General features: G+C 58.0%; 24 protein-coding genes. 15 read left to right on the top strand and 9 right to left on the bottom strand.

Features of this window, described 5'->3' with window-relative positions; genetic code table 11:
- Positions 1–42 precede the first annotated feature (42 nt).
- The 9 genes from WC421_05355 to WC421_05395 all read left to right on the top strand — a co-directional run bounded on the left by WC421_05355 (position 43) and on the right by WC421_05395 (position 6,108).
- Complete coding sequence (locus WC421_05355; protein MFA5161652.1) at positions 43–702, top strand: hypothetical protein; 660 nt, start codon at positions 43–45, stop codon at positions 700–702.
- A gap of 256 nt (positions 703–958) precedes the next feature.
- On the top strand, positions 959–1,660 hold the full coding sequence (locus WC421_05360) for a DUF2520 domain-containing protein (protein ID MFA5161653.1): 702 nt from the start codon (positions 959–961) through the stop codon (positions 1,658–1,660).
- Positions 1,651–2,436 (top strand): 3-methyl-2-oxobutanoate hydroxymethyltransferase, encoded by a 786-nt coding sequence (gene panB, locus WC421_05365; protein MFA5161654.1) that lies wholly within the window; start codon positions 1,651–1,653, stop codon positions 2,434–2,436. The genes WC421_05360 and panB overlap by 10 nt, the downstream gene beginning before the upstream one ends.
- Positions 2,433–3,194, top strand: a complete 762-nt coding sequence (panC, locus tag WC421_05370) for a pantoate--beta-alanine ligase (protein MFA5161655.1) — start codon at positions 2,433–2,435, stop codon at positions 3,192–3,194. The genes panB and panC overlap by 4 nt, the downstream gene beginning before the upstream one ends.
- On the top strand, positions 3,181–3,717 hold the full coding sequence (locus WC421_05375) for a flavoprotein (protein MFA5161656.1): 537 nt from the start codon (positions 3,181–3,183) through the stop codon (positions 3,715–3,717). The genes panC and WC421_05375 overlap by 14 nt, the downstream gene beginning before the upstream one ends.
- On the top strand, positions 3,714–4,361 hold the full coding sequence (locus WC421_05380; protein ID MFA5161657.1) for a phosphopantothenoylcysteine decarboxylase: 648 nt from the start codon (positions 3,714–3,716) through the stop codon (positions 4,359–4,361). Before WC421_05375 ends, WC421_05380 begins: the two co-directional genes overlap by 4 nt.
- Entirely contained in the window at positions 4,345–5,142 is a 798-nt protein-coding gene (locus WC421_05385) for a type III pantothenate kinase (protein ID MFA5161658.1), read from the top strand. Before WC421_05380 ends, WC421_05385 begins: the two co-directional genes overlap by 17 nt.
- On the top strand, positions 5,123–5,446 hold the full coding sequence (panD, locus tag WC421_05390; protein ID MFA5161659.1) for an aspartate 1-decarboxylase: 324 nt from the start codon (positions 5,123–5,125) through the stop codon (positions 5,444–5,446). Before WC421_05385 ends, panD begins: the two co-directional genes overlap by 20 nt.
- A complete protein-coding gene (locus tag WC421_05395; GenBank protein ID MFA5161660.1) occupies positions 5,446–6,108 on the top strand; it encodes a transglycosylase SLT domain-containing protein in 663 nt (220 codons plus the stop codon). Before panD ends, WC421_05395 begins: the two co-directional genes overlap by 1 nt.
- 5 nt (positions 6,109–6,113) lie before the next feature.
- On the opposite strand, the gene WC421_05400 is transcribed toward WC421_05395, so the two are convergent.
- Complete coding sequence (locus tag WC421_05400; GenBank protein ID MFA5161661.1) at positions 6,114–6,665, bottom strand: hypothetical protein; 552 nt, start codon at positions 6,663–6,665, stop codon at positions 6,114–6,116.
- A gap of 131 nt (positions 6,666–6,796) precedes the next feature.
- Here WC421_05400 and WC421_05405 point away from each other — a divergent pair, with 131 nt between their 5' ends.
- Positions 6,797–7,312, top strand: a complete 516-nt coding sequence (locus tag WC421_05405; GenBank protein MFA5161662.1) for a PH domain-containing protein — start codon at positions 6,797–6,799, stop codon at positions 7,310–7,312.
- Here WC421_05405 and WC421_05410 read toward each other — a convergent pair.
- Genes WC421_05410 through WC421_05420 form a run of 3 tightly spaced genes read right to left on the bottom strand, consistent with a single transcriptional unit; the run spans position 7,287 to position 10,337 of the window.
- A complete protein-coding gene (locus tag WC421_05410; GenBank protein MFA5161663.1) occupies positions 7,287–8,069 on the bottom strand; it encodes an inositol monophosphatase family protein in 783 nt (260 codons plus the stop codon). The two genes, WC421_05405 and WC421_05410, sit on opposite strands and share 26 nt — an antisense overlap.
- Positions 8,060–8,845, bottom strand: coding sequence for a hypothetical protein (locus WC421_05415; GenBank protein ID MFA5161664.1), 786 nt, complete (start codon positions 8,843–8,845; stop codon positions 8,060–8,062). Before WC421_05415 ends, WC421_05410 begins: the two co-directional genes overlap by 10 nt.
- Before the next feature lie 16 nt (positions 8,846–8,861).
- Positions 8,862–10,337, bottom strand: coding sequence for a TM0106 family RecB-like putative nuclease (locus tag WC421_05420; GenBank protein ID MFA5161665.1), 1,476 nt, complete (start codon positions 10,335–10,337; stop codon positions 8,862–8,864).
- A gap of 63 nt (positions 10,338–10,400) precedes the next feature.
- Here WC421_05420 and WC421_05425 point away from each other — a divergent pair, with 63 nt between their 5' ends.
- The 5 genes from WC421_05425 to WC421_05445 are packed head-to-tail and all read left to right on the top strand — an operon-like array spanning position 10,401 to position 16,094.
- A complete protein-coding gene (locus WC421_05425) occupies positions 10,401–10,877 on the top strand; it encodes a PTS sugar transporter subunit IIA (protein ID MFA5161666.1) in 477 nt (158 codons plus the stop codon).
- The gene (locus WC421_05430) at positions 10,874–12,880 is read left to right on the top strand and encodes an amino acid permease (protein ID MFA5161667.1); all 2,007 of its coding nucleotides are present in this window, start codon (positions 10,874–10,876) and stop codon (positions 12,878–12,880) included. Before WC421_05425 ends, WC421_05430 begins: the two co-directional genes overlap by 4 nt.
- A 41-nt stretch (positions 12,881–12,921) precedes the next feature.
- Entirely contained in the window at positions 12,922–13,485 is a 564-nt protein-coding gene (gene def, locus WC421_05435) for a peptide deformylase (protein MFA5161668.1), read from the top strand.
- A gap of 12 nt (positions 13,486–13,497) precedes the next feature.
- Positions 13,498–14,073, top strand: coding sequence for a hypothetical protein (locus WC421_05440; GenBank protein ID MFA5161669.1), 576 nt, complete (start codon positions 13,498–13,500; stop codon positions 14,071–14,073).
- 41 nt (positions 14,074–14,114) lie between these two features.
- On the top strand, positions 14,115–16,094 hold the full coding sequence (locus WC421_05445; protein ID MFA5161670.1) for a tetratricopeptide repeat protein: 1,980 nt from the start codon (positions 14,115–14,117) through the stop codon (positions 16,092–16,094).
- A 1-nt stretch (position 16,095) separates the two neighbouring features.
- On the opposite strand, the gene WC421_05450 is transcribed toward WC421_05445, so the two are convergent.
- From WC421_05450 to WC421_05470, 5 genes are all read right to left on the bottom strand, one after another.
- Positions 16,096–17,331: an MFS transporter gene (locus WC421_05450; protein MFA5161671.1), complete on the bottom strand. Its 1,236-nt coding sequence runs from the start codon at positions 17,329–17,331 to the stop codon at positions 16,096–16,098.
- Between the two features lie 28 nt (positions 17,332–17,359).
- Entirely contained in the window at positions 17,360–17,989 is a 630-nt protein-coding gene (upp, locus tag WC421_05455; protein ID MFA5161672.1) for a uracil phosphoribosyltransferase, read from the bottom strand.
- The gene (locus tag WC421_05460; GenBank protein MFA5161673.1) at positions 17,986–19,287 is read right to left on the bottom strand and encodes a thymidine phosphorylase; all 1,302 of its coding nucleotides are present in this window, start codon (positions 19,285–19,287) and stop codon (positions 17,986–17,988) included. Before WC421_05460 ends, upp begins: the two co-directional genes overlap by 4 nt.
- A 262-nt stretch (positions 19,288–19,549) precedes the next feature.
- Positions 19,550–20,401, bottom strand: coding sequence for a purine-nucleoside phosphorylase (locus WC421_05465; GenBank protein MFA5161674.1), 852 nt, complete (start codon positions 20,399–20,401; stop codon positions 19,550–19,552).
- A 50-nt stretch (positions 20,402–20,451) separates the two neighbouring features.
- A complete protein-coding gene (locus WC421_05470; protein ID MFA5161675.1) occupies positions 20,452–22,731 on the bottom strand; it encodes a tetratricopeptide repeat protein in 2,280 nt (759 codons plus the stop codon).
- Positions 22,732–22,749 lie beyond the last annotated feature (18 nt).

Consider the following 22,749-nt stretch of genomic DNA (forward strand, 5'->3'; position numbering starts at 1 on the left):
TTTCGGGACAAGCTCCTGTGAACCACATTAATAGGGGGAATTATGAGAATGCGTCCGGAATTTAAAGAGGAAAGTTTAAGAAAATGGGGAGATGCTCTAAATAGAATATTCGATGGAGTAATACCGACTACAAGCAGGTGGAATGATAAAGAGTCTATGATAAGAGTCTTAAGCGTTCTCGGCGATAATAAAAATCAGAACCACACTTTTTTCCCACAACCTGGCGGCGGACTGGACCTAAAAACAGCTCGGCTATCAAATGAACCGGACTGCATTGAATTGGATTTTGAAAGAAATGCTGCAATTGTCAAACCATCTCAGCTAATGTTTGAGTCATTTGGAAAAGAGAATCTCGAATGGGCTTATTTTAGGTTGGAACTTTTGCTTTTAAACCCAACGGGTATATATCCCAATAATTCGCCCCATGCACACGAAGAACTGATAGAAATCGAACCGGGAAAGTACCAAGACCGTTCCACTTGGGATTCGGGAGTTATGAAAGAGGATGAAATGGGCAATGCAATACTGTTTCCAAAATCCGCACGAATAGTTACCCGATATTTTTCTGGGGCTTTTGTGGTATTTGCGAAGGGATCCACTTACAATGCAAACCCAGGTACATATGATGCTCGCCACGATAAGATGTCAGCCCAAGAATTCAGACGACATATTGAAGAGGCCTATCGTACTGCCCGGGGATAACACTTGCAAAAATTAGCAGGGCTTTGGCGCAGATTTCGCCGAAGCCTTGTCTTTTTATTATTCCTCTGCGGTAAAAAGACAGCATGCCACTTGCGAAATAATGGTTTTTACAATTTACTCAATGCATTGAGTAAATTGTTGATTGTGCCCGCGGCGGGCGATAATGACTTTTCCATGAAAGCCATGCTGGACAAAAGGGGCTTTTACTGCTATTTTGTAGATGGGTCCGACCTGCTAAGGCGGATACCAGGAAAAAATGAAACGACTTTCAATCCCGCCCTACGGCATCGCGGGCAGGGGCTTGGCGGCGCGCCATATGGCGCGGTATTTGCGGCTGTCGCGCATTCCGTTTACACAATGGAGCCGCGCGGACGGGGCTGCGCCGGAAGCGACTTTCAAAAACTGCCGGACCATCCTTCTCCTGATAAGCGACAATGCCATTGAAGATTTCATCTCCGCCCATCCCGGGCTGCATGGCAAAACCCTGGTTCATTTCTCCGGCAGCCATGTAAGCGGCAGGGCGGCGGGATTGCATCCGTTGTGTTCGCTCGGGCGCAAGCCGCTTTCGCTGGCGCAATGCCGGGAAATCGCCTTCGTGTCGGAAAAGGGGCGCCCCGCTTTCCGCGATATCTTCCCGATGCTCAAAAACCCCTCCTATGCCATAGACCCCGCGCTGAAACCCTATTATCATGCGCTGTGCGTGATGGCGGGCAATTTCTCCACGGCTTTATGGCAGAAGCTGTTTTCCGGGCTGGAAAACGAGCTGGGCCTGCCCGCAAAAGCGGCAAAGCCGTATCTCCGCGCGGTGCTGGGAAACATAGAGTCAAACCACACAACCGCGCTGACCGGACCATTCGCCCGCGGCGATTACGGCACCATAGCCCGCAATCTCCGCGCGCTGGACGGGGATGCGTTTCTTCCGGTATACAAGGCTTTCAGGCGGGTTCTATGCAAATAACCGACTTTTACGAATACGACAGGAAGGCGGGCCGCAAAATCTCCATGATAACCGCCTACGATTATATCACCGGCCAACTGGCGCAGCGCGCGCCGGTTGACTGCGTGCTTGTTGGCGACAGCCTTTCAATGACCGTCTACGGGCATGATTCCACCATACACGCGGATATGGGCATGATGGAGCGGCACACGGCTATGGTCGCGCGCGCGGTGCGCGGCAAGCTGCTGGTGGGCGACATGCCTTTCCTTTCCTATCACAAAGAGCCTGCCGAGGCGGTTGAAAACGCGGGCCGGCTGGCGCGCGCGGGCGCGCAGGCGGTAAAACTTGAAGGCGCGGCGCATGAGGAGGCGGTAAGACGCATCATCGCCTCCGGCGTGCCGGTGATGGGACATCTGGGGCTTACGCCGCAGTCTGTTAACCTGCTTGGCGGGTTCCGGGTGCAGGGGCGGCGGGCGCGCGCCGCCGCGGCGATACTGGCCTGCGCCAGAAAACTGGAGCGGCTGGGCTGTTTTGCGCTTGTTCTTGAATGCGTGCCGCGCGCGCTTGGCAAAGCGGTAACCGCCGCATTGAAAATCCCGGTCATAGGCATAGGCGCGGGGCCGGATACCGACGGGCAGGTGCTGGTGATAGCCGACATGCTGGGTTTCTGCGAAAACGCGCCGCGCTTTCTAAAGCGCTACATGGACGGCGCGGGCGAGGCGGACAAGGCGCTGCGCCGCTTTGACCGCGAGGTCAAATCCGGCGCCTTCCCGGCGGAGGAGCATTGTTATAAATGACAACCCTTATAAAATCCCCCGCCGCCTGGCGGAAACTGCGCGAAGGCGCGCTTAAAAACAAAACCGCCGGTTTTGTGCCGACGATGGGGGCATTGCACGAGGGGCATGTCTCGCTTGTGCGGCGCAGCAAAAGGGAAAACGACATAACGCTGGTCAGCATATTCGTCAACCCGACCCAGTTCAACGACAAAAAAGACCTGGCGAAATACCCGCGCGCGCTTGGGCGGGACATGGCCCTGCTTGAAAAGGCCGGGGCGGATTATCTGCTCGCCCCGTCTTACAACGCGCTTTATCCCGACGATTACCGCTACAAAGTCTCGGAAAACAAGTTAAGCGGAACGCTTTGCGGCGCTTTCCGCCCCGGGCATTTTTACGGGGTGCTGACCGTGGTTCTCAAGCTGCTAAATATCGCGGGGGCGCAGCGCGCCTATTTCGGCGAGAAGGATTATCAGCAGTATCTGCTTGTGAAAGGCATGGCGGAGGCGTTTTTCCTGAAAACAAAAATCGTCCCCTGCCCGACGGTGCGCGAGCAAAGCGGCCTGGCCATGAGCTCCCGCAACCGCAGGCTGGAAGAGCGGCATCTTGCGCTTGCGCCGGAACTGTGCCGCGCGCTGCGCGGGGCGGGAAACGCCGCCGCCGCGAAAAAAACTCTGCAAAAGCTGGGCTTTGCGGTGGATTATGTGGAGGACCGCTTCGGCCGCCGCTTTGCCGCCGCGAAGCTGGGCGATGTGAGGCTTATAGACAATGTCAAAATCTAAAAATATCCTGTTCCAGCTTTCCGGCTCCATCGCGTGCTACAAGGCCTGCAGCGCGATTTCAAAACTTGTGCAGCGCGGGCATGAGGTCAAGGCGGTTTGCACCCCGGCGGCGCTGAAATTCATCGGCGAGGCGACGCTGGAAGGCCTGACCCGCAAGCCGGTTTACTGCGATATGTTTGAGAGGAAAACCGGGCTGGAGCATATCTCGCTCAACAAATGGGCGGATGTCTCCGTTGTCTGTCCGGCCACCGCCGATGTAATCAGCAAAATGGCCGCCGGCATCGGCGACGACTGCGTTACAACGCTGTTTCTGTCGCACGATTTTAAAAAACCTTTTCTTGTCGCTCCGGCGATGAATGTGAACATGTGGAATCATCCGGCGACGCGGCGTTCGGTGGAGACCCTCAGGCAGTGGGGCGTGAAAATAATAGAGCCGGGCGCCGGCTATCAGGCCTGCGGAGACGAGGGCAGGGGCCGCCTCTCCGAGCCGGAGGAAATAGTGTCGGCGGCGGAGGCTGCATGAGGATACTGGTTGTCTCCGGCGCGACGCGCGAATATATTGACGGCGTGCGCTTTATAACCAATTTCAGCACCGGCGCCACCGGCGCGGTGCTGGCGCGGCATTTCAGCCGCGGGCATGAGGTGCTGCTGCTGCGCGGCGAGGCGGCGCGCCCCGCAAAAGGCGTAAGGGAAATCATATTCTCGGATTTTACGGATTTGGGCGCAAAGCTGAAAAAACTGCTGCGGCGGCGTTTTGGCATGGTTGTCATGTGCGCGGCGGTGAGCGATTATTCGGTGGCGGCAATCCGGCTGGGCGGCAGGAGGCTTTTGCCGGCCCAAAGGGGCAAGCTGCCTTCCGGTAGCGGGCTGGAAATAAAGCTTAAACCCAATTTCAAGCTGCTGGATAAAATGCCGGAATGGAGCGCGGGAAAGCCGCTTATAGCCGGCTTCAAGCTGACAGACGATGCCAGCCCCGCCAGCAGGGAGGCGGCGGCGCGGAAAGTGTCCTCCCGGATAACGGTGCAAAACGACATGCGCGACATAAGGGCCGGCATCCGCAGGTTCAATGTTTATGAAAACGGCGTCCTTGCCGCAACCTGCGCCGGGGCGCAAAGTCTTGCGCGGAAACTTCAGAAACTGGGAGAGAAACATGCTGCTCGCCCTTGACGTCGGAAACAGCCAGATATACGGCGCGGTGTTTGAAGGGGAAAAGCCGCTTTGCGAATTCCGCAAAACCTCCAAGCTGCCGGTTTCAGCCGACGAGCTGGGGTTGTTCCTGCGCTCGGTGCTGCGCGAGAATTCGGTGAACCCGCAGGAAGTGCGGGAAGTGGCGGTAGCCTCGGTGGTGCCGGATCTGGCATATACCATACGCCATTGCTGCGAGAAGTATTTCGGCGCGCGGCCCTTCACGCTGGGGCCGGGAGTTAAAACCGGGCTTAACGTGAAATACAAAAATCCCGCCGAAGTCGGCGCGGACAGGATAGCCAACGCCGTCGCCGTAACGCATCTCTATCCCGGGAAAAACGCGGTGGTTATAGATTTCGGCACCGCCACCACTTTCTGCGCCGTTTCAAAGACGCGGGATTATCTGGGCGGCGTCATTCTGCCGGGCTTGCGCACGGCGATGGAAGCTCTTGCCGAAAAAACCGCGAAGCTGTTTCCGGTTGAAATAGTCAGGCCGCCGGAACTAGTGGGCCGGACCACGGCTTCCAGCATACAGTCCGGGCTTTATTACGGCAACCTGGCGGTTATACGGGAATTTTCGCGCGAGATGAAGGCCGGCTGCTTCGGCGGCGAAAACGCCATCGTCATAGCCACCGGCGGCTTTTCCCATTTGTTTGAGCAGGAGAATGTCTTTGACGCGCTGGTGCCGGACCTGGTGCTTACCGGACTGCGCCTTGCTTACGAAATGAACAGGGGCGACAAAAATGAAGATAGAAATGCTTAAAGCCAAAATCCACCGCGTTCCGGTCACGGAGACGCGGCTGGATTACGAAGGCTCCATCACCATAGACAGGGCGCTGTGCCGCCGGGCCGGGATTTACGAGTACGAGAAGGTGGACGTCTACAACGTAAACACCGGCGCGCGCTTTACCACATACGCGCTGTACGGGAAAAAGGGGCAGGTATGCGTCAACGGCGCGGCGGCGCGGCTGGCGCACAAAGGCGACAAGGTTATCATCGCCGCTTACGCACAGCTGGACGAGAGCGAGGCTCCGTCCCACAAGCCGCGCATTGTGCTGATTAGCTGATGCATATCTTGCCGGTTTCCATAATTCTGCTGTTTGCGGCGGACTGCTTCGCGCAGCAAACGGGTTCTTTTGAGATTCCGCAGCCGGTGCCGCATGTGGTCGCGCATCCCGAAAAAGATGACGGCAAGGCGGTCATATGCGAGGCCTGCGGGAAAATGAATTTCAATTCGCTGGACGAATTGAGCCGCGCTTCCGTCAACGGCTCCATTGATTTGCGCGTGATGGGCGATGCGCCGGCGATACCCGCCGTGGAGCGCAGCCTTGACCGTTCGGACGCGGGCGGTTACCCCTCCGGGAAGGCGAGCACGGCCCGCAGGGAGAAGCGCGGCGGCCCCGAATACGCCGCAATCATAGCCGAATGCGCCCGGAAAAAAAACCTGGAGCCGGAAATGATTGCCGGGCTGATAGAGGCGGAATCCGGATTTAACCCGAAGGCGGTATCGCCAGCGGGAGCGGCGGGGCTGATGCAGATAAGCCCGGCGGTCGCAGCATGGGCGGCGCGGCGGGCCGGAATCGGATTTTCTCCGGCGGATATAACAAAGCCGGAAATCAATATAAACCTGGGAACGGAGTATTTAAGCTATCTTCTGGAGAAGTTCTCAAGAGACGGCGCGCTGGCAGCCTACAAAACCGGGCAGGCATCGCTCTCGCGCCGTCCGTAGCGGGACTATTTCATTCTGTTGAATTTGATGAAGGCCGCAGCGCCCATCATTGCGCCCATTATCGCCAGCATGCCGCCCATGGGGCCGCCCAGCAGGCAGAAGGCCAGTATCGCGCCCGTGGCGCCCATCGTAACATCGCTTTTGGAAAGATGTATGCCCGTATCGTCCTGAGCAGGCGGCGGCGCGGGGGCCGGAGCGGGGGCGGGCGCCGGTTGCGGCGCAGGCTCAATCGCGGGAGGGGGCGCATAGGGCGCCGGCATTTTAGAAAGCTGGGCCATCGCCTGGCCTCCCACTGCGGCGGGTTTGCGGCGCATTTTCTCCGCCACACCGCTTTGCGCGGCATTGGCTGCGCCTGCCGATTTTGACCGGGGTTTTGCCGCGCCATCCAGCAACGTTGACTGTCCGCTGAAACTGCCGGGAAGAATTACCGCGCTGCGGAATTCGCCGTCAAACCGTTTGCGGGCGTTCATAACATCCTGCTCAAGCGGGCCGGCTTTGCATGCCGCCGGCGCGATGAGGACATATGCGGCCACAACAGTCATCAGCAATTTTCCCATTTTGGTTTCACTCTCCTGAAAAGCCGTTATAGGACTATTTTAACATAAACCCGGCGGCGCGGCGCGGGCCATTGGACCTATACAACTATATCAGTTTTGAAGCATGCCCGGCAAAGTTATAGGATTGGATTATGGATAAAAAATACTTCGCCGCCTCCTGGAGCGAGGGGCTTAAGGTGATGACGGTTCTGGTGTCCGCCCTTCTGCTGGGCATGGCGGGCTATACGGCGCAAAAAGGGTTTGAGTGGGCCTCGCTGACCGTGCGGGTTCCTTTCCTCATTCTTGGCGCGGTCTTATTTGCTGTCTATGCGTTGTGCTATGCCTTCGCGCCGCAGGGATACGAGATAGACGGGGCTTTCCTGACAATAAAAAGGCCGCTGCGGGAGATAAAGCTGCCGCTGTCCGGCATAACCGAAGCCGCCCCCATTGAAAGAGCGGCGCTAAGATGGTCCGTGAGGCTGTGGGGCGTAAGCGGGCTGTTCGGCTTTTACGGGCTGCACTGGAAGCCCGGCCTTGGGGTTTATCTGCTTTATGCGACCCGCTGCGATAATCTGGTGCTGCTGCGGGCGGACAAAACCTATGTGCTGAGCCCGGACGACGCCGCCGGTTTTCTGGAAACCGTCAATTCGCGCCGCGGCGGCGTATAACGCCCATCATCTCCCGGTGAATAAGTCCGTTGGAGCAGAGCGTCTGTTTCCCCCAGTCAAGCGGTTCCCCCCACTGCCTGCCGGAAAAATCCGTAACCTTTCCTCCGGCTTCTTCTATGATTATGCGCCCGGCGCAGACGTCCCAGGGATTTAGCAGCAGTTCCCAGTAGCCGTCCACCCTGCCGCAGGCGGTCCAGGCCATGTCCAGCGCGGCGGAGCCGGTGCGGCGCACATCATGGCAGATTTTCAGGAATTGGGTTATGAAGGCGCAGTATAACGCGCCGCGCTTTGCCCGGTCGTACGGAAATCCGGTGAATAAAAGCGAATCTTTCAGCTTGCCGGTTTTTGAGACGGATATTTTCTTGCCGTTGAGGAATGCGCCCCCGCCGCGCCGGGCGGTGAACATCTCGTCCCGGAACGGGTCGTATACCCCGCCGGCGAAAGGCTTGCCGTCCTCGGTCAGCCCTATGGAAACGCAGGATGCCGGAAATCCGTGCGCGTAATTGGTGGTTCCGTCCAGCGGGTCTATAATCCACAGCCGCCGCGCGCCGGAGAGTTTGCGGAAATCCTCCTCGGCCAGAAAATCGTCCTGCGGGAAATTGCGGCGCAGTTCGCGCAGTATAAGCCGCTGCGACTGCAAATCCGCCTTGGTAAGCAGATTCGCCCTGCTTTTAAGCGAATACCCGACTTTGCCGAAATGCTTTTTGAGAATTTCCCCCGCCCCCAGAAGGCAGCGGCGTATGATTTTCATTTCCATAATTCGTGCGCCTGCCTTGCGCACCAGAGCGCGGTGTCCTGCGGCCCGTAAACGCGCAGAGGGCAGCCAATCATGCCAAACACCGCCGCGCGGAAAAAATCGTTTTTCATCATGGAGCCGTCATAGGTTACGGCAACCGGCGGCTTCAGTTTCAGCCCGCGCGCGGCGGCCTGCGCCTGAAGACCCAGCTTCACCGCGCCCAGCATGACGGCAGCGAGGGCGGCCCGGTCGCCGGCCCCGGCTTTGGCGAGAACCGATTTCGCGCCGGAGGCAACAGCCGCGACATTCTCCCGCCGGAACGGCGGCATCCTGCCGGTTTTTATAATTTTATAGACTTTCGCCGCGTGATAGGCGGAGCCTTCATCGCCCAATTCCGGTCCCAGCCCGCCGGTTTTGACAAACCGTTTCCCGTCGGTCCCAAATACCACCGACCCCGTCCCCGCCAGAACCGCGATACCCGGCCTGCCGCCCAGCGCGGCGCGCAGCGACGCTTCCATATCGGGCAAAACCTCCACATGGGCGAGCCGGCCTTTCAGCGCGGAGCGCAAAAAACCGCGTTTCCATCTGTAAGTCCAAGCCCGCGTCGTGGCAATGACACAGGAGGCGGAACGCGGCACATTGAAGCTGTCCAGCGCTTCCGTTATCAGTCCCGGAAACCGCTTTATCAGCGGCGAGGGCCGCCGTTCCGAAAACACCGTTTTCAGCCGCGCGTCCAACCCCCGGAAGCGGACCCAGGTCCCCCCCCTGTCAATTCCGATATAAACCGCTTGGCTCATCTATGCTGATATCCGCTCAAGATTTTTCTGTGGGGAATTCCACCGGCTGGAGTTTTTCCAGAGTTTGGTCTATGTGAAGCATGGAATAGCAGTCGTCTTCATTATAGTCCAGCGCTTTTTTGATGGCTTGCTCATCGCCGGCCAGCCAGTCCCAGTAGCATACCATCGCGTCCATCGCGCCCACATCGCTCTGCCGCCATTTGAAACCAAAAGCCGGGGCCACCGCCTTGAGCGAAAAACTCGGCGCAGGGATGTAGAAGGCTTTTTTCACCGCTTCCTTGAGGTCCACGCAGGCGGAAATAAGCGTATTGATTGTGCCGGCTATCGCCGGATACTTGGCGGCGATGGCGCGCATCTGGTTTACTTCGTATTCGGTCCAGTGGTATAGCGCGGCCTGATTCGCGTCGCCCACATAGGCGGCGAAATCCTTGAAAATCTTTTCTTCCTCTTCCGCGCCTTTGGCGGTGAATGCCACGTATTTTGCGGCTTCCTTGTCCCAAATGCCGATGAGATAGACATGCGGCGGGTACCTGGAGGAAAGGCTGTCCGACGTTTCAAAATCAAAATACAGGTTGCGCGCGCCACGCCTCGGCGGAAATGCCTGACGGTTTTTCAGCACCGGTTTGTTATGGAGGTATGCCAGCGCATTGCCATAGACGCCAACGGCATCGCCGCCGACAGCCTCTTTAAGCTTTGCCAGACCGGCAGTGGCGGCGTCGTCCGTGGTTTTGATGCCTGCGCGGCGCAATTTGTCGCGCACATCCCATTTATAGCCGGCCAGCAGGGTAAGCTCTTTACGCTCAAATGCCAGCTTGTTGCCGTATTGCCGCCAGGGCGAAAGAGCGGCAAGCGGGGGGCGGCCAAGCTCCGGCTCCAGTGTTCCGGCTTTGATGTCGCGCCAGCGCTCAAGTTCGGCGTCCAGCCTGTGCGCCCATTCCGTCCGCTCAATAACCCTGTCGCCGGATTTCAGGTGGATTGTCGCCGACGACGGGGCAAAGCCCTGCATGTCCGACAAAATCTCGTTCAGAAACATCGCCTGAAGCGCGTAATGCTCTTTTATTTCCAAAGCCTGCTTCAGCTGCGTGATTTCGTAATGATACTGGCCGAAAACCGAGTTTCCCCCCTCTTTTTTAACCAGAACCGTCCTGCCAAACATCGCTTTTTTATGATTCCACAAAAACGCCTGCGAGATGACCGGCGCGCCCGCCGCCATGGCTTCCAGAGTGACGCGGAAACTGTCTTCCGGCGCGGGGCGGTAGGCCGATACGACGCTAGGGTAAAGCGACATCAGCCACTGGTCCGCGGCGCTGCGGCTTTGGCGGAAGCGGAGCTTGTCGTAACGGTTGGTTTCGTCTTTCAGTTCCTGGCGGGGGGCGTGATAGTCGCACCAGAGCGAAAAAGGGCTTTCAAGAAGCGTATACAGCCGCGATGCGCCGAAATCCGATGCGGGGTCCGGCATTCTGCCGCCGGAAAGCTCTTCATAGAGTGTCATTGACTGTAGCTAAAGGTTATGATACCATAATTGAAAGTATGCTTCCTTTGTTTTCCCTCAAATATGGCAAAACAACCTGCTCCGCGCTTTAATCTGGCCTCAATACTGTCGCCGGAACGGATTTTGATACTGGAATCCGGCCTTTCAAAGAACACCGTCATAGAACGGCTGTCCCCGCTTGTCGCCGCGCAGCTGCCGGACATCTCGCCGGAACAACTGCTTGGGAAAATCATGCAGCGCGAGGCCGGCATAAGCACCACACTGGACACCGGTCTGTGCATCCCCCATGCCCGGCTGGAGATTGCCAGGGATTTCCTGGGCGCGCTGGCGCTTATTCCCGGCGGCATTGCCGAGCCGGTGCACGGCGGCGTAACCATCAAGGCGGTGTTCCTGTTCGTCTCGCCGTCGGATGGGGCGTTCTTCCAGAAGCATTTGCGGCTGCTGGCGGCATTATCCTCTGCTTTCCAGCCGGTTTTCATAGATAAAATATCCTCCCTGTCCTCCCCGGAAGAGATTTTCGCGGCAGTAAGCGCAAAATGAGCAATTCATACCAACCGGGCGGCTCCATGCGCGTCCGCCAGACGCTGGTGCTTACCACCGCGATGCTCACCTTTATTCCATTCTGGAAAGCGGCGGCTGTGGTGCTGTGCGATTTCGGCTCCAGCGCGTTTTACGCCGGCGGCATAGCGTGGCAGGCTTTCGGGCCGGCTTTCCCGTGGTATGTGATGGCGGTGATGCTGTTTTCCGGCGCGATGCTGGCGGTGTATCTGGAATCGTGCGCGATGTTCGTGCGCGGCGGGGTTTACAAGGTGGTCAAGGCCGGGCTGGGCGACACATTGGCGAAGGTTTCCGTCTCGGCCATCATGTTTGATTACTGCCTTACCGGGCCGATAAGCGGCGTCTCCGCGGGGCATTATCTGGCGGGGCTGCTGAATTCGCTTCTGCCGTACGCGGATATAAGCTGGACTTTCTCGCCCAACAAATTCGCGGTGTTTTTCGCGCTGGCGGTTACCGCTTTTTTCTGGCGGCAGAACATACGCGGGGTGCATGAATCCAGCGAAATAAGCGTGGGCATTGTGGCCTATACCACCGTCATATCCACGGTGCTGCTGGGCTGGGCGGCGTATGCGGTGGCCTCCTCGCCGGTTAAAATGCCGACGTTTGAACTGGCTTTCACCAAAGAATCTCTGGGCTGGGCGTCGGTTGACTGGCTGAAGGCGTTCGGGTTCGCGGGCGTAATCATGGCTTTCGGCCATTCGGTGCTGGCGCTAAGCGGGCTGGAGACAATGGCGCAGGTCTACCGCGAGATGGAATCGCCCAAGATGAAAAATCTCAAAAAGACGGCGGTTTCGGTGTTTGCCTACGCGCTGATTTTCACGGGCGTGCTTACTTTCCTGTGCGCGCTGCTGATACCGCCGGCCTCAATAGCGCAGTATGCGGACAATATGCTCTCCGGCCTTGCGATGTCGCTGCCGGGGCCGATGTGGTCGCGGCTGCTGATGCAGGCGCTTGTGGTGGCGGGCGGGGTGGTGATGCTCTCCGGCGCGGTCAACACCGCCATAATCGGCGCAAACGGGGTGCTGGGCCGCGTCGCCGAAGACGGCGTGCTGGACGACTGGTTCCGCAGGCTCCATCCCAGATACGGCACCACCGGCAGGATAATAAACCTCATCGCGCTGATACAGGTGGTCATAATACTGCTCTGCCGCGGCGACGTTTACCTGCTGGGCGAGGCTTACGCATTTGGCGTGATGTGGAGTTTTGTTTTCATGACGCTTTCAGTGCTGGTGCTGCGCTTCAAAGACGCCTCCGCGCGGGAGTGGATGGTGCCGCTGAATCTGTCCGCCGGACGCTGGAAGCTGCCACTGGGCGTGGCGGCAATCCTTGTCGTGCTAGTTTCGGTGGCGGCGATGAATCTTGTCACCAAGAAGGCGGCCACGGTGTCCGGGGTGGCGTTCACGGCGGTGTTTTACGCGCTGTTCCAGTTCTCTCACAGGCGGGCGCGCGGCCCGGAGGCGGCGGACCAGCCGCACGAGGAGAAAATCAACATCTCCAAAGTCTCCGACATAAGCCGCGAGCTTGAAAAATCCGGCAAGGCGTCCAGAATTCTGGTTGCCGCGCGCAATCCTGAAAATTTGTATCATCTGCAAAAGACGCTTGAGACGGCAGACCGCGACAATACCGACATAGTGGTGCTGACCTCAAGGGTTGCGCGCGGGCTGCAGCTGGGGCCGGAGGAAGCCTCCCCCGGCGCGGAGGAGACGGAGCTTTTCACCCGCGTCATCCTGCTGGCCGAGAAATACGGACGGACCGTCATCCCGCTGTTTGTGCTGTCAAACGATTCGTTTTACGCCATGGCGCAGGTGGCCTGCGCCATGAAGGCGGACCAGATAGTGATGGGCGTCTCCGGCGCGCACGGCGCGGATTCGCAGCTGGAGCGGCTGGTAATGGCCTGGGGCGCGGTCCGAAGCGACGCGCCGGAAAAGCCGGTTCTGGCAAGGGTGATATGGCAGGGGCGCGAACTGTCGTTTGAACTTACATAAACCAACCCGCCGCAGGACGCCGGCGGGTTCCGGGAGGGTGCATGGCGGTAAAACGTGTCTGCAAATACGGCGAAGATATTCTGCGCAAAAAGCTCCCCCCCTGCGTCTACGGGGAAATTAAAAAGGACCTCCCCTCTATTTTAAGGGATATGTGGGACACCTGCGAGGCCGTGCGCGGACAGGGCCTTGCCGCCAATCAAATCGGCCTGCCGCTGCGGCTGGCGGTGATAGCCGTTCCCGCTCCCGACAAGAAAAGCGCCGTGAAGCTGGTCATAATCAATCCCGAAATCGTGGAAAGCGGCGGCAGGATGATGGAGGAGGAAGGCTGCCTCTCCCTGCCCGGGCTGTTTGCCAGGGTGCCGCGCAGCGAGGCAGTGCGCGTGCGCGCCCTCAACGAAAAAGGCGCGGAGGTTGAAATCGCCGCGCGCGGCCTGGCGGCCAAGGCCCTTCAGCACGAGATAGACCATCTTGACGGCAAGCTCTTCATAGACAGGCTTTCCGGCATAGCCAAAATAAAGGCCAAGTCCGAAATAAAATCCAGACGCGCGAAATGGGAACAGACCGACGAAGCCGCCGGCAAATTCTACCGCCCGGACGATGAATAGCCAGGAGGTCAGGTGAGGGCTGAAATCGGGGAGTTCCTCTCGTGGCTTGACCCCGGCGATGCCGGCTTTTGGCGGTTTGACTGGAATTTGCCGCGTGTACTGGTTTTTCTAAGCTTGGCCGGCGGTTTGTTTTTCAGCCGCGGCGTTTTTCGCGGCTGGCTTTGGTTCATGGACGGGACGAATCTGCTTATCCACGAGGCCGGCCACCCGATACTGGGGATTTTCGGAAGCGATTTCCTTCAATTTGCCGGCGGCACCATTTTTGAGTTGGCGTTTCCTCTCATATTCTTCTTCGCCGGATTGCGGCAGGGGCAAAGGGTCGCGTCGGACTTTTGTCTGTTCTGGGAAGGAACGGCGCTGCTGCATGTCGGCTGGTATATCGCGGACGCGCGCGCGATGGAACTGCCCCTTGTCGGCGGCGGCGAGCATGACTGGAATTATATGCTGGGGAGACTCGGCATTCTGAAACATGACATCCTGCTAGGCGGAATCGCCGATTTCGCCGGCTGCGCGTTTATCGCGCTCGCCGCCTGCGGCCTCTACGCCCATCTGACCGGAAAAAATAATGTGGAATTGACGATGAGTTGACGCGGACGGTTTCAAGCCATGTAATTTCGCAGGGGGATTGGATGAATTTGACAAATAACAGCGGATTGCGGTATGCCATAATCGTTGTTGCGGTTACTTCGGCGGCTTGTCTGTCTTGGTATTTATTTGCAGGAAGAAAAAATGCGGCTGGCGCGTCGCGCTGGCAAAACTCAGATATTGCAGAATTTTCCAAAAAAGGAGAAGCCGCCACCCTGCATAGAACGGCGTTGTCGGAACTAAGGGCCGGACAATGGGACAAAAGCATTGAACATTACTCGCGCGCTATTTCTTTGTACTCCAAAAACGAGGCATACTATTTCAACAGGGGACTTGCGTACCTGAACAAATCGCAATATCAAAACGCGATTGCGGATTTTTCAAAATCCATAGAGTTAAACCCTGCCCAATATACCGGCTACCTTGCGCGCGGGCGGGCATATAGTTACAACCGCAATGCCATCGCCGCTCAGGCGGACTATGCGATGGCGCAGGAATTAAAGTCGCGCCTCCCCCAGTCTTCCAAACCGTCGCCGGCTGAACAGCAGGCCGTGCCGGATTACAATTGGGGTTCAAAAGCGTTAAAAACCGGTGAAGGGGTTGTGGTGGAAATTTCACCGGATGTCAGGTGGCTGCCTGATACTTCATTGCCGGAGCGTGCCAGGGAAAAATCTGTTATCGCGTATAATAATTTTCGCTATTTCGCCTTACAGGGCGTTTTTGTGCGCTATGATATGAAAAAGGCGGAATATGATTTTTACAGAGTAAAACCTCTCTCGGGCTCGACGATATACGGCTTTGGCGATATCGCGCCATATAATGGCAACGTGCTTGCAGGTGTTATGGGGATGCCTCTGCTTGTGTTTGACGTTGAAAAAACCAAGTTCACCGGCCATCTGTTCGAAGGCCGGAAAAATCTGGTTTCTTTTATCACAGACCCGTATACTGGCGATATATGGCTGCCCACCTATGGGCATGTGGATTGTTTCCACGCCGCTGAAAAAGTGTGGACAAATTATGACGACGCCATTTCCAACACGCTGGGTGTTCGCGCAATGAGCGGTGCTGAAATTGTTGCTGCAGACGAAAAATATATATGGATGGCGGGAAGCTATAGAAACAACTCCACCCTGATTGCGTTTGACAAGCAAAAACGGCAGTGGAAGTCTTTTGCGCATCAACTATTAAATCCAATAGGTAATTTGGATGGCCAGTTTTCGTTTAATCTGATTGCATCTTCTGATAAACATATTTTCATTGAAGGCATATGGCATCATGCCGGAGATGTTTTTCTGTTTATAGCGGATAAAACCGGAGGCAACTGGCGCACATACCATGCAGACACGTTGAGTACAGGAATGGAAATTGTGCTTGCGGAATTGCCGCAGTTAAGCTGGGGCAGGTCCGGTTTTTATGACGTGTTTTGGAATACCGGTGATTCTTCAGATGAAAGCGCCGCATTCCCTCAAGCAGTGGAAATATCGCGCGTCAGATTTCAGCAGGCGGTTAAGCAGCGGAGATTGGCGGGAGAGAGATATTACGGTTTTGCCAATGGCTATTTGAAAGACGGAGAATTAATGGAAAGAGACGGGCCAGAACAGCAATATGAGACAAAGGCAACCATAAATCTGCCGGAGGTCAGTTATAAGCGGGTTATAGCGCAGGCGGGCGATAACCGCATACTTGTGGAGACCAACAATGGCGTGGCTGTTTTTGATTGCAGCGCCAACGAGCTTAAACACTTCAAGCCATTTGTTAAGTTGACCGAAGGGGCGAAAATACTGCCGGCTGGCGGCGACGGCAAATTCAGAGTTTGCGAGCAATCGTGGGATTATGAGGAGGATTTCGCCTCGGAAACCGATTGGCGTCCGCGTCAGTTTGATTTACAGACAATGACGTCCGACTTGGGCGAAAAAGCCGACGGCGTCTGCCCGGGAACTGCAATTACCAGCGCGTCAATATCCTGCTCCGGCAAACCCGTTTCACTGGGATGGGACGGCATCACAATAGGCAACAGTAATTAAATTATAGAACCAGTTCATTGGCGGCAGGGTTGCGCAGGCCGTCTTCTTCGGGGGTGAGGTGTTTGCGCATGCCGTAAAAACCTATGGCGGCGCAGAAGGCTATCAGCGCGATTAGCATCCACGGGCCCTGCCGCCATATCGGGGCAAGCTGCTCCATGTTTGCGCCGCCCAGAAAAATCCCGAAAGCCGCGCCGAGCTGCTGCGCCAGCCCCTGAATGCCCAGATAACGCCCCCGCTTCTCCGCCGGGGCGATGTTGGAGCCAAGCGTCTGCAGCCCCGGCGCGATAAAAAGCTCGCCCAGCGACAGGATGAACACCCCCGCCGCCGTCCATAAAAACACGGACGAGAATCCGACTGTTGCGTATCCCGCCATGTACAACAGCGACCCTACCGCCATAGCCGACGAAATCCGCGTTCTTGCCGCCAGCTTTGCGGCGGCCTGCTGCAAAAACACCACAGCGAAACCGTTTATTGAAAAAAACAAGCCGATGCTGTGCTGCGGGTAACCCAGATACCTGGCGCAGAAAAGCGAAAGCCCCACCACAAGCTGGCTCATCGCCGTGCAGATTATAAATCCGACGACGCACAGCCTGGCAAGCCGGGCGTCGCGCAGTTCCAGCAGCATTTCGCCGAAATGGGCGCGCTTGGCGGCGGTTCCGGGAAGCGATTCGGGCACGGTGAAAAACATTATGGCCGTTCCGATGCCGTATACCGCCGACGTAACGGCAAACATCAGCGGATATGCCTTCGGGGAGGCAAAGCCCCCCAGCATCGGCCCCAGCGCCCAACCGAGGTTTGTGCCTATGCGCAGCAGCCCGAAAAATTCGAGACGGCGGCGCGGGTCGAAATTGTCGGCCACCCAGGCCTGCGCGGCGGGCGCGTAGCCGGCCATCATAAAAGAACCGCAAACATGCAGCAGCACAAGCCAGACGTAGTGGATGTTGAAATAAATCCCCGCCGCCATCAGCGCGAAAATAATCCCCCGCGCCGCCAGTGAAAACAGCATCACCCTGCGCCGGCCCAGCGCGTCCGACACCTCGCCGCCGACGCCCATCCCCGCCGAGGAAATGAAAATGGAAAACGCCAGGAAAGCGCCGGTTACGCTCATCGGCACGTTGCGCTCCACGCTTAGATAAATGGAAAAAAACGGGACGGAAAGCGAGTACCCCGTCGTCAGCAGCGCGTTGCACGACGAGAGAATCCAGATGCCGGATGGAATGCGAGCGCGTTCAGACATGGTGGAATCCGCAGCGGACGCGCCGCCGTCAGACGGTGCCGAACATTCTGTCGCCCGCGTCGCCCAGACCGGGGATGATGTAGCCCTTTTCGTTGAGCTGCTCGTCCAGCGCGGCGGCGTATATCGGCACTTCGGGATGGAACTGGTGCACGCGCCGCGCGCCCTGCCGGGCGGCGATGATGCAAGCGAAGGCTATATGCTTTGCGCCGCGCGCCTTCAGGATGTGCAGCGCCTCCACGGCGGAGCCGCCCGTTGCCAGCATCGGGTCGCAGAGCAGCACGAAGTCATTGCTTATGTCTTTCGGAAAACGGGCGTAATAGCGCACCGGCTCCAGAGTGTCCTCGTTGCGGTAAATGCCGATATGCGCGAACCGCGCGTTAGGCTCCACGCGCATTATCGCCTCGGACATGGCAAGCCCGGCGCGCAGTATTGAAACCACGGTAAGCTCCTGCGCCAGCCTGACGGCGGCGCAGTCTCCCAGCGGGGTTTTGACCGTGTCGGCGCAGGTTTTGGCAGAGCCCAGCGCATCGTATGTGAGGAAAACGGCTATTTCGCCGGCGATGCGGCGGAAATCCGCGGAAATCGTCCGCTTATCGCGCAGGCGGGCGACCTTGTCCTGCACCAGCGGATGCTTTGAGACAAACAGGTTTGTGGTCATCGTATCAGCTCCCTGATAAGCAGTCCCGGACGCGGCCTTCTATCGGAAATATCCACCGCGCCTGCAAATTCGGCCTTCCCTTCCGCCAGCCGTTTCGCATCGCTTGCGCGCAGCACGGCTATGGTTTCGCCGCGGGACACGGCGTCGCCGGCTTTCTTCTCCAGCCAGATGCCGGCGCCGTAATCCAGCCGGTCTTCCATGGCATTGCGCCCCGCGCCGAGCTTCACGCAAGCCTGCCCGGTCTTTCTTGCGTCCAGCGCGCGGATATAGCCGCCAGCCGGGGCTTTTACTACCGCCGACAGTTTGGCCCTGGGCAGCTTTGCGGGGTTATCCACTACAGAGACGTCTCCGCCCTGCCATTTCACAAGCTGGCGCAGTTTCTCCAGCGCCGCGCCGGAAGAAACGGCATTTTCAAGCAGCCTGCGCGCGGCGGCGGGCGATTTCGCCTTGCCGCCCATCACCGCCATCCAGGAGCCAAGCCCGTACATCAGCTCCGCGTAATCCGGCGCGATATTCTCGCCTCTCAAAATCCGTATAGCCTGCTCCATCTCGTTGCTGTTGCCGCATACCCGGCCAAGCGGCTGGTTCATGTCGGTAAGCAGAGCCACGCACTTCATGCCCAGCAGTTCCGCCGTGCTCACAAGCGACATGGCCAGTTGTTTCGCCTCGCCGTAATCCCGCATGAAAGCGCCGGAGCCGAACTTGACATCCATCACCAGCGCGTCTATCCCTTCGGCGTATTTTTTGGAAAGAATGCTGGCCACTATAAGCGGGCGGGATTCCACGGTTCCCGTCGCGTCGCGCAGGGCGTAGAGTTTTTTGTCCGCGGGCGCAAGCTCTCCGGTCTGGCCCAGCATGCACACGCCGATGGCGCGCATCTGCCGCAGCGCCTCGCCCATGGAAAGCCGCACCCGCAGCCCTTTGATTGATTCCAGCTTGTCCAGAGTGCCGCCGGTATGTCCCAGCCCCCTGCCCGACATCATCGGCACCGGCAGGCCTATGCTGGCCGCCAGCGGCGCAAGCGCGAGCGACACTCCGTCACCCACCCCGCCGGTGGAATGCTTGTCAACCTTGGGCCCGCCCGCCGCGCCGAAATCCAGTCTTTTGCCGGAACTGGCCATCGCTCTGGTGAAAGCGGCGGTCTCGCTGTCGTCCAGCGGGTTGAAAAAAGCCGCCATTAAAAAGGCCGACAGTTGATAATCCGGGACGCCGCCCCCCGCCGCGCCTTTCGCTATGAAATCAAACTCCTCCGGCGTCATTTTCCCGCCGGAGCGCTTTTTTATTATCAGTTCCTGCATTCTCATCGCATTATTGATGGCTGCATAAATAAAAGCCTATGCGAAGGCCCGAATTCAGGCCGCGCGCCAGGCGCGGCTGCGCCGCTGTGCTGTCCGCACTGCAAACAGCCGCAACGACGCGCGCGGCCTGAAGGCGGGCCTCCCCGAAGGGGCCGAGCCGCTTTCGGGCTGCAACCGCGTCGCCAAAGGCCGGACATACGGACAGTATGTCCAGCCTTTGGCTTCTTGTTTCGCTGCGAAATCGGCTCAGTCGCATAGGCTTTTATTTATGCGACATCAATAGGGGCAGTTGCAGAATTTCGCGCAGCAGTTTGCGGAAATTGTCGGCCACCTTGCGGCCTTCTTCAAGTACTTCCTGATGGCTTAGCGGCCGTTCCGCTATCCCGCTGGCAAGGTTTGTGACCCAGCTCAGCCCCAGCACCCGCATTCCAAGCTGCCGCGCCGCTATCACCTCCGGCACGGTTGACATGCCCACCACATCCGCGCCCAATATGCCGTAGGCGCGCACCTCGGCGGGGGTTTCATAGGAGGGGCCGGGGGAGGCGATATAAACCCCCTCGCTGGCGTGTATGCCCAGGTTTTTGCAAAGCGCGAGGGTCTCGCGCCGCAGTTCCGGGTCGTAGGCGGCGCTCATGTCGGTGAACATGGGGCCGAAACGTTTGTCATAGACGCCGCGCAACGGGTTTGCGCCCATCAGATTGATATGGTCGCTAAGCACCACCAGCGAGCCGGGCGGCGCCGTTTTTCTTAAAGAGCCCACCGCCGCAGTCGCGATAAGCGTTTTCACCCCCAACTCGCCAAGAACGCGCACGACCAGCGCTATATCGCCAAGCTCGTGGCCTTCGTAGTAATGAAATCGTCCCTGCATGACAGCCACGCCCAGCCCGTTGTATTTTCCGAAAAGCAGATTCCCCGCATGGCCGGACACCGACGATTTCGGGAAGCCGTCTATGCTGTCGTAGGGAATGCTGATTTTGTCTTCAAGCGGGGGCACGCAGTCGGAGAGGCCGCTGCCCATTATCGCGGCAATCTGCGGCCTGAAGTTTCCAAGTTTCGATTTAAGCCAGCCGGAAATTCTGTCCGCCCGGCAAATATGTTCTCGGCAGTCGGTCATGGATATAAACTAACAAATAGTTTGCGGCGGCACAACAACCGGCGCTGCTGCTACCTGTTGGCGCGCAGCATGCGCGCCGCGAAGGACTTGGCCGCCGCGGCGGCCGAGTTTTTCGGATTTATGGACAGGGTCACATCAAAATCAGCCAGCGCCCTCTCATGCAGGCCCATGTTGCCATAAGCGATGCCGCGGTTGAAGTGCGACTCCGCGTCATTCGGATTAAGCCGCAGCGCCTCGGTTAAATCCGACACGGCGTCGCCGAATTGTTTTGACAGTATGCGGGCGTATCCCCTGACCGCATACTCGCGCGCGCCCGGCGTCGCATCGGTTTCCGCGACATGCCCGGAATTGCGCGCGCTGCGGCGCGCGGACTCTATCCGCGCCCGCAATTCAGAAAGTCCAGGAGAAGGGGCCAGTTCCAGGGCCTTGTCCGCGTCCGCCAGGGCCTGGTCAAAAAGCCCTTTTTCGGCGCAGATTTCGCTGCGCAACTGATAGGGAACGCTCCAGTCCGGGCTGATTTCCGCCGCGCGGGTTATATCGGCCATTGCCGCGGCGTATTGTTTCAGCGCGTAGTAGCGCAATCTGGCCCTGTTTACATAATTCTGCGCAAATCCGGGGGCCAGGCAGGCGGCCATATTGTAATCGGATTCGGCCTGTGCATAAAGCCCGATCTTGCTGTACGCCGCGCCGCGCGCGCCATATCCCGCGCCATAGGACGGGTCTATGGAAAGCGCGGCGTTGATATCCGCAATGGATTCGGCATATTTTCCCTGCAGGAAGTATGCCACGCTCCTGTGGGCGAATGCGTCAGTCAAAACCGTAATGTCCGATTTCCAGTTGTCGTACCGGCGGTATTTGCTGATGGTATCGCTGCAAAGGAGCACGGAATCTCCCCATAATTTCACTCTTTCCACGGAGATACACGACAGCGCCAGCAGCAGCGCGGACGCGCAAGCCGCAGCCGTGATTTTGAATTTTGCAAAAGCCATATCAAACACTGTGCCAAGAGCCAGAAACACTCCCGCCGCGGGAATATATGTGTAGCGGTCTGCCGGCAATATCTGAAAAGGCAGCACGGCAAGCAGCATCAGCCCGAAAAATGCCACGCCGGTGCAGCAGTTCCTGCAATACCTGGCAAGAAGCGCCAGCAGCGCCGCAAAAGCCGCCGCCGGCAGATATTTAAGCAAGAAATTGCCTGATGGCTGCAGGTGCGGATAAAGCGGGCAAAGTTTTGCGGGGAACAACACTTTGCACAGGTAGAACCACTCCCCGTATCCGCATAGCGCCAATTTGTCCGCGAGGGAAATTCTCCCGCCCACGCCGGACGGGGACAAATAGAATTTCCCGACGGTAAAAGACAGCGCCAATACCGCGGACGAGGCAATGATGAAGGGGATTTTCTCGGCGGCAATGCCAAATAGCGTTTCACGCCCGCCCTGTTGCGCAGGAACAACGGCGGTTTGCGGGAGGACCTGCCCCTCGTCTGCGGCGGACCGGGGCGGACGGGCCGCAAGCCTGAGACTTCGGAGCATCCGTGACAAAAACGGCGCCTGCGGCTGAATGCGGAGATTTTGAGCAGGCTCCATGTGTATGCGGTTGAAATGCCAGTCCAGCAGCACAAGAACCGCTACGCCCAGCGCTACTGTCGGCTTGGACAGCATGGCCGCGATTAACAGCGCGCAGGATAATGCTAAATTCCGCCAGTCCCGGGATTTGACGTATCTGATATACGCCAGCAGCATTGCCAGCAGGAAAAAGCAGGAAAGAAGGTCTTTTCTGCCGGATATCCATGCGACGGGTTCGGCGCGCAGCGGATGAACCGCGAAAAGCAGCGACGCGAGCAAAGCTCCCGGGATGCCAGCTCCCAATGCAGCTGCCAGATAGTAAAACAAAATGCAGTTTGCCGCATGAAGCGCTATGTTGCCCGCATGAAACGCCGCCGCATCAGAGCCGAATAACAGCCATTCCAGCCTGTATGAGAAAATTGTCAGCGGATGGTAATAGCCCATCGTGGAAGTGGTGAAAATACCCTTCCCGTTGCCGATAACCATGGAGTTGGCGGTAATATAATTGTAATCATCGCCGTTGAGAAAACCGCCTTTCAGCGAGGGCCAGAATAACGCTGCGGCAACCGCCGCGGCCAGAAACGGCGCAACTCGTCTTGCCAAAACATCGCGGTTTAGCCGGCGGCTGGCGGGGCGTTCCTGCGCGGAATTTCCACCGCCTGCCGGACGCGCATGCGCGTCAAGCTCCGCGCCGAACCGTCCGCGCCAGCCGCCGCTGGTCTCGTCGTCGGCTCCGAAAACCGGAACACTGTCTTTTCGCTTCATAAATCCTTTGCGGGAAAG

Source organism: Elusimicrobiales bacterium, assembly GCA_041651175.1.
In the GTDB taxonomy this organism is placed as follows: Bacteria; Elusimicrobiota; Elusimicrobia; order Elusimicrobiales; family Elusimicrobiaceae; genus JAQTYB01.

What these genes read in the sequence shown, in the direction of transcription:
- panD (MFA5161659.1), top strand. Translation starts at nt 5,123, where the DNA reads ATGAAGATAGAAATGCTTAAAGCCAAAATCCACCGCGTTCCGGTCACG.
- WC421_05430 (MFA5161667.1), top strand. Translation starts at nt 10,874, where the DNA reads ATGAGCAATTCATACCAACCGGGCGGCTCCATGCGCGTCCGCCAGACG.
- WC421_05465 (MFA5161674.1), bottom strand. Translation starts at nt 20,401, where the DNA reads ATGACCGACTGCCGAGAACATATTTGCCGGGCGGACAGAATTTCCGGC.
- WC421_05385 (MFA5161658.1), top strand. Translation starts at nt 4,345, where the DNA reads ATGCTGCTCGCCCTTGACGTCGGAAACAGCCAGATATACGGCGCGGTG.
- panC (MFA5161655.1), top strand. Translation starts at nt 2,433, where the DNA reads ATGACAACCCTTATAAAATCCCCCGCCGCCTGGCGGAAACTGCGCGAA.
- def (MFA5161668.1), top strand. Translation starts at nt 12,922, where the DNA reads ATGGCGGTAAAACGTGTCTGCAAATACGGCGAAGATATTCTGCGCAAA.
- WC421_05395 (MFA5161660.1), top strand. Translation starts at nt 5,446, where the DNA reads ATGCATATCTTGCCGGTTTCCATAATTCTGCTGTTTGCGGCGGACTGC.
- upp (MFA5161672.1), bottom strand. Translation starts at nt 17,989, where the DNA reads ATGACCACAAACCTGTTTGTCTCAAAGCATCCGCTGGTGCAGGACAAG.
- WC421_05460 (MFA5161673.1), bottom strand. Translation starts at nt 19,287, where the DNA reads ATGCAGGAACTGATAATAAAAAAGCGCTCCGGCGGGAAAATGACGCCG.
- WC421_05360 (MFA5161653.1), top strand. Translation starts at nt 959, where the DNA reads ATGAAACGACTTTCAATCCCGCCCTACGGCATCGCGGGCAGGGGCTTG.
- WC421_05410 (MFA5161663.1), bottom strand. Translation starts at nt 8,069, where the DNA reads ATGGAAATGAAAATCATACGCCGCTGCCTTCTGGGGGCGGGGGAAATT.
- WC421_05425 (MFA5161666.1), top strand. Translation starts at nt 10,401, where the DNA reads ATGGCAAAACAACCTGCTCCGCGCTTTAATCTGGCCTCAATACTGTCG.
- WC421_05405 (MFA5161662.1), top strand. Translation starts at nt 6,797, where the DNA reads ATGGATAAAAAATACTTCGCCGCCTCCTGGAGCGAGGGGCTTAAGGTG.
- WC421_05445 (MFA5161670.1), top strand. Translation starts at nt 14,115, where the DNA reads ATGAATTTGACAAATAACAGCGGATTGCGGTATGCCATAATCGTTGTT.
- WC421_05450 (MFA5161671.1), bottom strand. Translation starts at nt 17,331, where the DNA reads ATGTCTGAACGCGCTCGCATTCCATCCGGCATCTGGATTCTCTCGTCG.
- WC421_05470 (MFA5161675.1), bottom strand. Translation starts at nt 22,731, where the DNA reads ATGAAGCGAAAAGACAGTGTTCCGGTTTTCGGAGCCGACGACGAGACC.
- panB (MFA5161654.1), top strand. Translation starts at nt 1,651, where the DNA reads ATGCAAATAACCGACTTTTACGAATACGACAGGAAGGCGGGCCGCAAA.
- WC421_05380 (MFA5161657.1), top strand. Translation starts at nt 3,714, where the DNA reads ATGAGGATACTGGTTGTCTCCGGCGCGACGCGCGAATATATTGACGGC.
- WC421_05355 (MFA5161652.1), top strand. Translation starts at nt 43, where the DNA reads ATGAGAATGCGTCCGGAATTTAAAGAGGAAAGTTTAAGAAAATGGGGA.
- WC421_05420 (MFA5161665.1), bottom strand. Translation starts at nt 10,337, where the DNA reads ATGACACTCTATGAAGAGCTTTCCGGCGGCAGAATGCCGGACCCCGCA.
- WC421_05400 (MFA5161661.1), bottom strand. Translation starts at nt 6,665, where the DNA reads ATGGGAAAATTGCTGATGACTGTTGTGGCCGCATATGTCCTCATCGCG.
- WC421_05375 (MFA5161656.1), top strand. Translation starts at nt 3,181, where the DNA reads ATGTCAAAATCTAAAAATATCCTGTTCCAGCTTTCCGGCTCCATCGCG.
- WC421_05415 (MFA5161664.1), bottom strand. Translation starts at nt 8,845, where the DNA reads ATGAGCCAAGCGGTTTATATCGGAATTGACAGGGGGGGGACCTGGGTC.